The sequence below is a fragment of the Aliiroseovarius salicola genome (assembly GCF_027891095.1).
GTDB lineage: Bacteria > Pseudomonadota > Alphaproteobacteria > Rhodobacterales > Rhodobacteraceae > Aliiroseovarius > Aliiroseovarius salicola.
In genome coordinates, this window is sequence record NZ_JAQIIO010000002.1 from 114,765 (window position 1) to 126,644 (window position 11,880).

General features: G+C 56.2%; 12 protein-coding genes. 3 read left to right on the forward strand and 9 right to left on the reverse strand.

The genetic code is table 11. The annotated features are described in order from the left end of the window. Positions 1–69 precede the first annotated feature (69 nt). Both O2N63_RS04250 and O2N63_RS04255 read left to right on the forward strand, forming a co-directional pair. Complete coding sequence (locus tag O2N63_RS04250; protein WP_408629788.1) at positions 70–1,458, forward strand: amino acid ABC transporter permease; 1,389 nt, start codon at positions 70–72, stop codon at positions 1,456–1,458. A gap of 11 nt (positions 1,459–1,469) precedes the next feature. Beyond that, the gene (locus O2N63_RS04255) at positions 1,470–2,255 is read left to right on the forward strand and encodes an amino acid ABC transporter ATP-binding protein (protein WP_271052992.1); all 786 of its coding nucleotides are present in this window, start codon (positions 1,470–1,472) and stop codon (positions 2,253–2,255) included. 380 nt (positions 2,256–2,635) lie between these two features. On the opposite strand, the gene O2N63_RS04260 is transcribed toward O2N63_RS04255, so the two are convergent. From O2N63_RS04260 to argB, 5 genes are all read right to left on the reverse strand, one after another. Beyond that, positions 2,636–3,037 (reverse strand): GFA family protein, encoded by a 402-nt coding sequence (locus O2N63_RS04260; protein ID WP_271052993.1) that lies wholly within the window; start codon positions 3,035–3,037, stop codon positions 2,636–2,638. A gap of 32 nt (positions 3,038–3,069) precedes the next feature. Further along, complete coding sequence (locus O2N63_RS04265; RefSeq protein ID WP_271052994.1) at positions 3,070–3,573, reverse strand: SixA phosphatase family protein; 504 nt, start codon at positions 3,571–3,573, stop codon at positions 3,070–3,072. After that, entirely contained in the window at positions 3,524–4,195 is a 672-nt protein-coding gene (locus O2N63_RS04270; protein WP_271052995.1) for a ferredoxin, read from the reverse strand. Before O2N63_RS04270 ends, O2N63_RS04265 begins: the two co-directional genes overlap by 50 nt. Further along, positions 4,192–4,986, reverse strand: a complete 795-nt coding sequence (locus O2N63_RS04275) for a sterol desaturase family protein (protein WP_271052996.1) — start codon at positions 4,984–4,986, stop codon at positions 4,192–4,194. Before O2N63_RS04275 ends, O2N63_RS04270 begins: the two co-directional genes overlap by 4 nt. A 149-nt stretch (positions 4,987–5,135) precedes the next feature. Beyond that, the gene (gene argB, locus O2N63_RS04280; RefSeq protein ID WP_271052997.1) at positions 5,136–5,996 is read right to left on the reverse strand and encodes an acetylglutamate kinase; all 861 of its coding nucleotides are present in this window, start codon (positions 5,994–5,996) and stop codon (positions 5,136–5,138) included. Positions 5,997–6,117: 121 nt separating this feature from the next. On the opposite strand from argB, the gene O2N63_RS04285 reads away from it, so the two are divergent. Next, entirely contained in the window at positions 6,118–6,852 is a 735-nt protein-coding gene (locus O2N63_RS04285) for an SDR family NAD(P)-dependent oxidoreductase (protein ID WP_271052998.1), read from the forward strand. A gap of 116 nt (positions 6,853–6,968) precedes the next feature. Here O2N63_RS04285 and yihA read toward each other — a convergent pair whose 3' ends face one another. From yihA to O2N63_RS04305, 4 genes are all read right to left on the reverse strand, one after another. After that, positions 6,969–7,622, reverse strand: coding sequence for a ribosome biogenesis GTP-binding protein YihA/YsxC (gene yihA, locus O2N63_RS04290; protein ID WP_271052999.1), 654 nt, complete (start codon positions 7,620–7,622; stop codon positions 6,969–6,971). After that, a complete protein-coding gene (locus O2N63_RS04295; RefSeq protein WP_271053001.1) occupies positions 7,622–8,371 on the reverse strand; it encodes an MOSC domain-containing protein in 750 nt (249 codons plus the stop codon). Before O2N63_RS04295 ends, yihA begins: the two co-directional genes overlap by 1 nt. After that, on the reverse strand, positions 8,371–10,179 hold the full coding sequence (gene yidC, locus O2N63_RS04300; RefSeq protein WP_271053002.1) for a membrane protein insertase YidC: 1,809 nt from the start codon (positions 10,177–10,179) through the stop codon (positions 8,371–8,373). The genes O2N63_RS04295 and yidC overlap by 1 nt, the downstream gene beginning before the upstream one ends. Before the next feature lie 93 nt (positions 10,180–10,272). After that, on the reverse strand, positions 10,273–11,817 hold the full coding sequence (locus tag O2N63_RS04305; protein WP_271053003.1) for a putative bifunctional diguanylate cyclase/phosphodiesterase: 1,545 nt from the start codon (positions 11,815–11,817) through the stop codon (positions 10,273–10,275). Positions 11,818–11,880: the final 63 nt, after the last annotated feature.

The window sequence follows — 11,880 nt, forward strand, 5'->3', positions numbered from 1 at the left end:
TCTTATGTCCGCTCTGAAATGTTGCCCGAACGTGCACCACCCGCCTCATCTGTGGGCGTGATTGGATGGATGCGGGCCAACCTTTTCAGTTCGGTTCTCAACTCGATTCTGTCCATCGTGTCGCTAGTGTTGGTGGTGTGGCTCCTCTCTGCCTTCCTCAGCTGGGCACTATCCCCCACATGGTCCGGCACTTCGGTAAACAATTGCCGTGAACTGTCTGGCGGTGGCCACGTTGCCTGTTGGGGCGTGATCCGTGAACGTTGGGTCCAGCTTCTGTTCGGTTTCTATCCACCGGAAGAATACTGGCGTCCGATGCTGGCCTTTGCTCTGTTGTTTGTCGCCGTGACGCCCGTGCTGTTCAGCATGATCTCGCGTCGGATGAACTGGGTGATGCTGTGTGTGGTGCTGGGCGTGACAGCCCTGTATCTTGGTGGACTTGCCGGAAGCATCGCAGGCCTGGCCCTGCTCGCTCTGGGTGCTGCCATTGCCTACAAGGCTCTGTCGACCGACAAGGACGCGCGGGCGGCTGAGATTGCAGAAGGGGCAAAACGCCTGCCCAATCCGCTGATCTTCACCGCGATCTTCCCGTTCCTGACACCTTGGCTTTTGTGGGGCGGCAGCCTGTGGTTGCCAATCGCAGCGGCTTTGGGATTCGTGCTGGCTTTCTATGCCTATCGCTATCTGGCGGCGGTATTGGGCAGCCTGTCCGGATTGATCCTGTCAGTCATCGTCGCGTTGGTCTGGTGGCTGTTCATGGCCGTGCCATTTGGAAATGCCATTGGTGGGATTATTCCACTGGATCTGGTGCAAGTGGCCAGCCGTGACTTTGGCGGCTTCATGCTGTCACTCACAATCGGCGTAGTTGCCATTGGTTGCTCGCTGCCGATCGGTATCGTGCTGGCGCTGGGCCGTCAGTCGGATCTGTTCATCGTCAAGACCCTCTGTGTGGGCTTTATCGAGTTCATTCGCGGCGTGCCACTGATTACGCTTCTCTTTGTGGCCTCGACGCTTCTGAACATCTTCTTGCCGCCGGGGACCAATTTCGACATCATCCTGCGGGTGCTGATCATGGTCACGCTGTTTGCTTCTGCCTATATGGCCGAGGTGATCCGGGGTGGTCTCGCGGCCTTGCCGCGCGGTCAGTATGAAGCTGCGGATGCGCTTGGACTTGATTACTGGAAGGCACAACGGCTGATCATCATGCCACAGGCCCTCAAGATCTCGATCCCGGGCATCGTGTCGACCTTCATCGGCGTGTTCAAAGACACGACGCTGGTGTCGATCATCGGCCTTCTCGACCCGCTGGGTCTGTCGAACTCGATCCGTGCAGATGCGAACTGGATAGGACTGATATGGGAGCTCTACGGCTTCATCGCCCTCCTGTTCTTCGTCTTCTGTTTCTCCATGTCGCGTTATTCGATGTATCTCGAACGTCGTCTGCGCACGGACCATCGTTAAAGGAGTAGAGTATGTCTTCAATTACTCTCGACCATCACGCCGACCGTTCAAAAATGCAGGTGTCGGAAGAAGTTGCCATTGAAATCAATGGCATGAACAAGTGGTATGGCGCGTTCCACGTGCTGCGCGACATCAATCTGACCGTCAACCAAGGCGAGCGGATTGTTATCGCAGGACCGTCGGGGTCAGGTAAATCCACCCTGATCCGCTGCATCAACCGCCTGGAAGAACACCAGGAAGGGCAGATCATCGTGGACGGGACCGAGCTCACCTCGGATCTCAAAAACGTCGATAAAGTGCGCTCAGAAGTGGGGATGGTGTTCCAGCACTTCAACCTCTTCCCGCATCTGACCATTCTGGAAAACTGCACGCTGGCCCCGATCTGGGTGCGTAAAACGCCTAAGAAAGAAGCCGAAGAGCGCGCAATGCACTTCCTTGAGAAGGTGAAGATCCCCGAGCAGGCCCATAAGTATCCGGGCATGTTGTCGGGTGGTCAGCAACAGCGTGTGGCCATCGCCCGCTCGCTGTGCATGATGCCGCGCATCATGCTGTTTGACGAACCCACTTCGGCGCTTGACCCTGAGATGATCAAGGAAGTGCTGGAAACCATGGTGTCGCTCGCAGAAGAAGGCATGACCATGCTCTGCGTGACCCACGAAATGGGCTTCGCCAAAGAGGTCGCAAACCGCGTGATCTTTATGGACGCCGGGCAGATTGTGGAACAGAACGAACCGGAAGAGTTCTTCAACAACCCGCAATCGGAACGCACCAAACTGTTCCTCAGCCAGATCCTCTGATCTCCGCAGCTCAAACAAATGAAACGCCCTGTGTCGAAAACACGGGGCGTTTTTTATTGCGGGTTGGGAGGGGATAAAGAAATGTTCCGCCCGCCGTTATGTGCCTTCGACACCTTCCTTGCGGGTCGGCGTAGCCTCGCTTCGCTCGGTGGATTTCATGCCTCCGGCGGAGGTATTTGGAGCAAGAAAAAAGTGAAACGCGGTTCATCCAGAACCTGACGCTCCTGAGCGCCGTTCGGAGATGCCTCTATAACCGCTCAGGGGAAGACAGCGGGGGGGCCGGGAATTGGGAATGTTTCAGAACATCTTTTTTCTTGCCCAAAAATACCTCGGGGTGAGGCCGCAGGCCGAGGGGCAGCGCCCCTTCTGTCTTATTTGTCTTATTTGTCTTGTTGGTCTTGGGGATCATCGAAATGTCTGTTTTGCGGATATTGAATGGTCTTGGGAAACTCAGGCAGCCAGTTTTCACGTCGCTCGGTCCAAAGCTCATAATCAGGTTGAAACTGGTCCGGGGCGTCCAACGCCCCAAGATGGATCTCAATCTCTTCTTCACTTTGCGCAAAAACCGAAGATCCGCAGGTTGGGCAGAAATGGCGCCCCTGATATGATGCGGTTTCGCCTTTGATGGTCACAGCACCTTGAGGATAGATGGCGGCGGCAAAGAACAGCGCCCCGTGATGTTTGCGGCAATCAAGACAATGGCAGATCCCGACACGGTCAGGATCCCCTGACGCAGTGAACCGGATTTTCCCGCACAGGCATCCACCGGAATACTGCTTCATTTCGGGTCTCCTCAAACCGGGGTAAACTCGCCTCAGATCAACTCTCTCGGCACCACGAAATCGGTAACACTCCCGCTGTGCCAGCTTACATCCGCCCAGTTCTCCGCATCGAATTGAATGATTGAGGTGGCGGCTGTCGGATAGTGGTGAAATTTGGGATGGGGATGTGGATCGGCCACCAGGCGGCGCGCAAGATAGGCCGAGCCGGGGTTGTGGGCGATCATCATCACAACATCAGCGCGGGCCCTCTTCAGGGCATCCAGCATGGTGTCCGGGTCAGACAGGTACAGGTCGCGCGTATAATGTGCTTCGGGGGCGCCGATCAGCTTATCCGCGATATTGGCCCAGGTTTCACGGGTGCGTGCGGCATCTGAGCAAAGCACTTCTCCGGGGGTATGATCGTTATCGGCCAGCCAGCGGCCGATCGCCCTGGCGGATGCGATGCCACGTTTGTTCAGCGGGCGCTCATGGTCATCAAGTCCCGGCTCATTCCAGCTCGATTTTGCGTGACGTGTCAGGATCAGAGTGAGGGTCATGTGGGTGAAACGCTTTCATATGAAAATGGGATTGTTTGGCCAGTCTGCCATAGGATTGTGACAGTGGGCAAACTGCGCGCACCTTACACCCCAGCGTCATACAGTCCTGCCCGTCTTGCGTATCAAGATGGGCATGGCAGCGATCCAGATCATAGCCCTGATCGGTTAAGGCATTGACCGGGCAGGCGGTTTTGCAGGGTGCATGGCAACTGCCACATGGCGCGGGTGCGGGCGCGAGTGCGTGCAGTTCAAAGGGCAGACGTATCGCACCACGATAGCTCACCCAAAGACCCGCGCGATCATGGACCAGCAATGTAACTGGTGATTGCCATGCCCGGCCACTGTTCTGCGCCCAGTGAAAGAAGGGCGGGTAAGGGGGCCCGTCAGACGGAAACAGCGCCTGACCGCCCCACGCCATTGCGAGTCCCATGACCACGCGTTTCGACCAGCGATCCAGCGGATCTGGCTGGCCGTCCAGATATTCGGGTGACGTGCTGAATTCGGACCAGAAACCGGGTTCATGTGGTCCCAGAAGAAGCACGGTGTTGTCGCCGTCAACAACATGACCAAACACATCCAGCTGTGCTGCACGGGCCGCCTGTGTCAGCTCTTCCAAGGTCATTTGTCGCGAAACGGGAGCATCAGGCTCCATCCCAGACGACCCGGCCGTTCATCCTGCCACTGAAGCCCGATCACCATCTCGTCATGGCCGTCCTGCGGCTGGTCGGTATAGGTGCCGAAGATCCGATCCCAGATCGACAGGAAGAACCCGTAATTGCTGTCGGTTTCATGGCGATGCACCGAGTGGTGTACTCGATGCATGTCGGGCGTCACCACCACCCTCCGCAATACCCGGTCCACAGCCAATGGCAGGCGCATATTGGCGTGGTTGAACATGGCGGATCCGTTCAGGATCACTTCAAACAGCACCACACCCCAGGCTGGCGCGCCGATCAAATAGACTATTCCGATCTTGATCAGCATCGAGGCGGCGATTTCGATCGGGTGAAACCTGAGCGCTGTGGACACGTCAAAATCCCGGTCTGCGTGATGCACGCGATGCAGCCGCCAAAGCCAGGGCACCTTGTGAAACACCATATGCTGAAACCAGATCGCCAGATCGAGGATCAGCACAGCCAGCAGAACCGAGAACCAGCCGGGCAGGGAAAGCAGGTTCAACAGCCCCCAACCCTGTGCCGCCGCATCCAGTGCCGCCCCCACAGCCAATAGAGGCAGACCCACTGCCATCAACCGCGCAGTCAGCGTATCTATCACTACGATCGAGAAATTAGTGGTCCAACGCAGCTTGCGCGAGAGCACCCTTTTGCGACGGGGCACCAGTGTTTCCATGACAGTGAACAACACCAACAAGCCGAGAAAGGCTATCAGACGGATAAGCGCTTCGTTTTCCATGACGCCAGCCTACGCGGAGCGTTGCGCAAAACAAGTCACAATGATGCGACAGATTGCTTTGGAACATGCGGCTTCCTCTTGCCGGAAATATCCCGGGGTGAGGCCGTCAGGCCGAGGGGCAGCGCTCCTCTCTGCCCAACATGGTGAGATCAGGCGCGGATCATCGAGCCCGCACCGTGATCGGTGTAAAGCTCCAACAGGCAGGCGTTAGGGGCCCGGCCATCCAGAATAACCACGGCGCGTACGCCGCCCTCTACCGCCGCCAGCGCGGTTTCGGTCTTGGGAATCATGCCGCCCGCAATCACACCTTCGGCAATCAACTCGCGGATATGATCTGCTGAGAGCTCGGTCAATACCTCGCCATCTGCGCCCTTTACTCCTTCGATATCGGTCAGCAGAAGCAGGCGGTCGGCCTTCAGGGCCGCGGCAATGGCCCCGGCCATCGTGTCGCCATTGATGTTGAACGTCTCGCCATTGCGACCCGCGCCAAGCGGCGCGATCACCGGGATGGTTTCGGAGGCTGCAAGGTCTTGCAGGATGGTCGGATCCACCTCAGAAGGCGTTCCGACAAAACCCAGATCCGGATTGGTCTGATCACAGGTCACAAGGCCAGCATCCTTGCCCGACAGGCCCACGGCCTTGCCGCCCTCGGCATTGATCGCTTGAACGATCCGCTTGTTCACCCGGCCCGACAGGACCATTTCGACCACTTCCACGGTGGCCTTGTCGGTGACACGTTTGCCATTCACCCAGTCGCTCTTGATCTCCAGCTTGTCGAGCATCGCATTGATCATCGGCCCGCCGCCATGCACCACCACCGGGTTTACGCCCACGTGACGCATCAAGACAATATCACGGGCAAAGCTTGCCATATCCTCGTCACTGCCCATGGCGTTGCCACCAAATTTGATGACAACCGTGGCCCCTGCATAACGTTGCAGATAGGGCAGGGCTTGTGACAGGGTCCGGGCGGTGGCGATCCAATCGCGGTTCATTTTCTGGGTCTTCATCTTTTCTTGTCCTCGTTCCCTTCCCTGTTAGAGCCTGCGACGGGGCCTGCCAAGGGGCATTGCGCCCGTTTGGCGTGCTGATAGGGTGGGCGCGTGATTTGAACTCTGCCGAGAGGTCCCCATGTCTGACGATCGCAAGACCCTGCTTCTAACCGGGGCCAGCCGTGGAATCGGCCACGCCACCGTGCGCCGGTTCAACCGTGAAGGCTGGCGTGTGATCACCTGTTCACGCCAGCCTTTCCCCGAGGAATGCCCCTGGGGGGGCGGTCAGGAAAACCATGTGGTTTTGGATCTCTCGGACCCGGCGGGCACGATCAACGCGGTGAAGCTTATTCAAGAGAAACTCGATGGGCGGTTGGATGCGCTTGTGAACAATGCGGGCATCTCTCCAAAAGGTCCGGGAGGGTCACGCCTGAACACGCTCAACACCGATCTGATGGATTGGGGCAAAGTCTTCCATGTGAACTTCTTTGCCTCGGTGGTGCTGGCGCGCGGGCTCAAGGATGAACTGGCGGCGGCCAAAGGCGCGGTGGTCAATGTGACTTCGATTGCCGGGTCGCGTGTGCATCCATTTGCAGGGGCCGCGTACGCAACCTCAAAGGCGGCGCTCGCCGCGTTAACCCGTGAGATGGCCCATGACTTTGGCCCGCTTGGGGTGCGCGTCAATGCGATTGCGCCGGGGGAAGTAGAAACCGCCATCCTGTCGCCGGGCACCGAGAAGATTGTCGAGAAACTGCCAATGCAGCGGCTTGGCCAACCCGAAGAAGTTGCCGCCGCGATCTATTTCCTCTGCTCCGACGAAAGCTCGTATATCTCAGGGACCGAGATTGAGGTGAACGGGGCGCAGCACGTCTGACGCGAATCTTTAAAGACTTTAAACTTTCGCGTTTTCGCAGGTGAAAACTTTAAAGTTTTCGGTTTCGGACCATTAGAGAGTTTAAAGTTTCGAACCTTCGTGGGGTGTCTCGATGATCAATCGAGGCCCGCGATGATCGCCCGCAATGTGGCAATGCCGTCACCCTTCTCAGACGAGGTCAGGATCATCTCGGGATAAGCTGCCGGGTGTTTTGACAGTGCTTTACGCACTTGCTCCAGAACCTTGGCGCGGTCATTTTCTTTCACCTTGTCCGCCTTGGTCATAACCACTTGAAAAGTCACGGCAGATTTGTCGAGAAGGGCCATGATTTCATCATCAACCTTCTTCACTCCGTGGCGTGAATCAATCAGCACAAAGGCACGGCGCAGGTTGGCACGACCCGACAGGTAGGACTTGAGCAGGCGCTGCCATTTTTCAACGACAGCCACCGGTGCATTGGCAAATCCATAGCCGGGAAGGTCGACCAGATAAGGCCCGTCGGTGGTGGTGAAAAAGTTGATTTCCTGGGTGCGGCCCGGCGTGTTAGAGGCACGCGCCAGTTTGACGCGACCGGTCAGGGCGTTGATAAGGCTTGATTTTCCGACGTTAGAGCGACCAGCAAAGCAGACCTCCAATCGATCCGCATCTGGCAGGCCCGACATGGCCACAACGCCTTTCAGAAAGTCGGTCTGACCGGCAAAAAGCTTGCGCCCTCTTTCGCGCGACGCGTCATCTGGCTCTTCAGCCATCGGGAAAGGCAATTGGCTCATCACAGCACCTCAATCTTGTCGTCGACGACAATTTGACCGGGTTCCACAACCACGGCGTAGACGCCCATTTCCTTGTGACCCCAGCCCTCTTGCAGGGCCTTTAAGGTGTCGGCATCCCGCTCACCCGTACGGGTGCTTGCGGTGGTGGCGAGGCAACGCACGATCTGTTCGCGCACCTCCAGCACAGCTTCGCCAAGACGAATGCGTTTGCCAATCCAGCCGCGCTCTTCCCATGCAGGCAAGTTCGCCAACAGGATATTTCCACGCCAGCGCAGCGGCGAAATCTCTTGTCCCAATCGTGTTTCAACCTCGGCATGAGAGGCGAGATTGATCAGCGAAATCGAAGGGAAATCGGTATCCGTCATTCCGCGGCCAGCGGCTACAATCCGGTTTGGTAACGCACGATCTCGTGGGCAAAGTGGGGTGACCCACGAGATAAAGCGATCTTGGTCTTGCTCAAGGTCGGGATTGAGGGTGATGCCCGGCTGGTTCGGGTGGGTCAGTGTTACGGTATTTGTCGCCTGATCAAATTTGGCTGATAAGGCCTGCAGCAACGGGGCTTTGGATCCACGTGAGAAATGGTTGCAGGGTGCCCAACCACCATCCGAAGGCAGCTTCGCCGCCTCATGAGCCACCGCCCAGTGGCGGTCATAAGGAAGGCACTGGCCAGCGGTCAGATCAACCTTGGCCAATGCCTCACGCCCATGAGATTTAATCGGATGGCGCCAGATTTGGGCAATTTGCCCCATTACCCGGCATCCTTCGAGCGCCGTCTAAAGCTTTTCAACACATTGCCCAGCACATCCGGTCTATGCCCATGGCTGCGCATGATCAGATATTGCTGCGTGAAGGTGATCGTGTTGTTTGCAATCCAGTAAAGCACCAGACCCGACGCAAAACCGCCCAGCATGAACATGAACACCCAAGGCATCCAGGCAAAAATCATCGCTTGGGTCGGATCGGTGGGCGCCGGGTTCAGCTTCTGTTGCAGCCACATAGAAATACCAAGGATGATTGGCAGGATGCCAAGCGAGATAATGGCCAGAAGGCTTTCCTGTCCCGGGGCTGCAAAGGGCAACAGGCCAAACAGGTTGAGGATCGAACTGGGATCAGGAGCCGACAGGTCGCGGATCCAGCCCATCCAGGGAGCGTGACGCAGCTCAAGCGTGACGAAAATCACTTTGTAGAGCGAGAAGAAGATCGGAATTTGCAACAGGATCGGCAAGCAACCCGAGGCCGGGTTGACCTTCTCGCGCTTATAAAGCTCCATCATTTCTTGCTGGACCTTCTGGCGATCATCGCCAGCGCGCTCTTTGACCTTCTCCATCTCGGGCTGCAATTCCTTCATCTTCGCCATCGAGACATAGGATTTATAGGCCAGCGGGAAGAGTACGGCTTTGATTACCAGTGTCAGGCCAATGATGGCCCAGCCCATATTGCCGATCACGCCATTGAGCCAATGAAGAAGCGCGAAGATCGGTTTTGTCAGGAAGAAAAACCAGCCCCAGTCGATCGAGTCGAGGAACTTGTGAATGCCTTCATTATTCTGGTAGTTCCGGATGGTTTCCCATTCCTTGGCCCCGGCAAACAGCCGCGTTTCGGTTTCAACCGTGGCCCCCGGTGCAACGTCCATAACGGGCAGCCGAACCTGGGTTTGATAAATATCGGATTTCTCAGCGTAACGAACAGCAGATGTAAAGGGTTGCCCGGGTGCCGGGATCATGGTGGTCATCCAGTAGTGATCGGTAAACCCAATCCAGCCATTTTCACTGACATCCATGATTTCTGCCCGAGCGCCTTCACGCGGATCAACATCAAGATCGGCCACATCCCCATAGTCAACCTCGGACAATTCGGTATCGGTCTGACGGACGATGCCTTCATGCAGAATGAAAAAACCTTTTTGATCTGCGGGTTCACCATGGCGGGCCAAGACGCCATAGGGGGCCATGCGGTGTGCAGTTTCACCGGTGTTCTCAACCGACTGACGCACGGTGAACATGTAGTTTTCATCCACCGACAATATGCGGCGGAACACCAGGCCATTGCCGTTTTCCCAACGCAATGTCACCGGAGTGGTTGGGGTGAGGGATGCACCGTTTTCAATGTGCCAGACGGTGGAGGGGCCCGGAACTTCGTCGATTTTGGTTTGTCCACCTGGGGTCCATCCGTAGAGGGCATAATAGGCACCAGCTTCGGTGGTGGGTTTGAGCAGGGTGACAATCGGGCTCTCTTTGGACAATTCGGTGTGATAGGATTTCAGGCGCAAATCATCAAAGCGACCACCAAGAAGTGAAATTGATCCTTCGACCTTTGGAGTGTCGATCTCAATGCGTCCCGCCTCGGCTTGCTGCCCGGATAGGTCCTGAGTGGAAGTCGTGGGAGCCGCCGCGACAGCACTTTCTGCAGAACCTGCTGGTGGTGTGAGCGTGTCCGCAGTTTCCTGTAGTTCCGGAGGAGATACAGGTTCCGCTGGAGGAAACATGATCAGCCATCCGGTGATCACGATAAAACTCAGTACTGTTGCCAGGATCAGGTTCTTATTCTGGTCGTCCATCAGGCCCACCGCTCTTGAGGAATTGGTCAGAGTGGTTCAAGCGGGCCTGAGGCAAAAGGTCAAGCAGTTTTCCCTGATTTTACCTATGAAAGCTCAGGCTCGTTTGGGTAAAATTGAGCTGGCGGCCACTTTTTCTTCCAATGTTTGTAGCCATCCTACTGTTGCATCGAAGGGCATGGGTTTGGCGATTGAGTAACCTTGAACGTGTTTACAGCCGAGTTGAGCAAGCATTGCGTGTTCTCCGTGCGTTTCTACGCCTTCGGCGATTGCTTCCATTCCGAGCCGCTCTGCCATCGTCAAAATAGCCGCAATCATGCTTTGTTGATCTCGGTCTGTATCGACATGTGTTACAAATGAGCGGTCGATTTTAATCCGGTTTATGTCGAAGCGCCGAATGCTTGATATCGAGGCGTGACCGGTGCCGAAATCATCTAGATCAACACCGCAGCCCAGGGCGGAAAAAGCAGCAATGCTGCGAGAGGTCACATCGTCATCAGAGCGGGCAACCACAGTTTCGAGGATCTCTACGGTAAGACGCTTTGGATCAAGCTCGAAGCGATCAAGTTCCCATTCAACTTTTTCGAACAAACGGGGATTGCGCAGCTCATCGTCCGAGAAATTAACGGAGACGGAGGGCACATTTAACCCCAGTTTGTCCCAGTTCTTCAGTGCAGTGAGAGAATGATACAGGATTAATTCGCCCAACCGCTCTGACAGCCCAGCCTGCGCAAGCGCGGGCAGAAAGGCGCCAGGCGCAATCAAGCCTTTCTCAGGATGGTTCCAACGAGCCAGAGCTTCGAAGCCTGAGAGGGCACCAGTGTCGGTTGAGAGTTGGGGCTGGAACCAGGGTACAATTTGCCCGTCATTCAGGGCTCCCAAGATCTCCTTTGCGGAGTGTTCAGAACTTGCGGCCCGCTGATGTTGCGTGTTGGAATAAGCTCGAATAGATCCCGGGCCTGAGAATTTTGCTTCTTGCAGGGCCATTTCTGCGGCATTCAAAATTGCCTCACCTGTGGGGTCAGGCACTCGAGTTGGAAGGGCGAAGCCAACCGACACAGTGCAATGTACATGTGCATTCTCAACAAAGATGGAACCTTCGAAAGCGGCTTGTAAACGTGCGGAAAGTTGGATCAACGCCTCCAGATCGGTGCGGCGAGTTTTCGCAAGGCTCACACCAAAACGTGCCCCTCCCAGATGAACCAGAAGGTCGGTATTTCGCAACACGGATTTGATTCGCTCAGCGCATGCAACCATCAACTGGTCTGCCAAAGGGGCACCCATATTGGATATTGCTCTGTCGAAATCATCAATTTCGAACACGATGCAGGCTTTGTCGGGAGAATCGTCGCGGCGAAGTGCCTGTTCCAACGATGCAACAAGTCGATCGCGTAGCGGCAGCTCCGTCACAGCATCGACCGGGCCAATATTTGTTTGAGGTTCTTGTTGCGTCAAGATTCCAGCCAACAAAAGAAGGCTTGGAAAAATGGCTGCAAAGATCACCAGCAACCCTTCGCCACCAAACCAATAGGCCCCCAAAGCTATCGCGGGCAAGAATGCGGCCAGCTGCGGGCCGACAACAGCGGTGCGAATGAGGTTTTTGATACGAGCAATATATTGTGAAGTGCCGGTGGCAGCCATGCGTCTTCGTCCTTATTCCCCGGCGCGACAGTGCCCCGGTTCGGACAAATTAGGAACATGGTG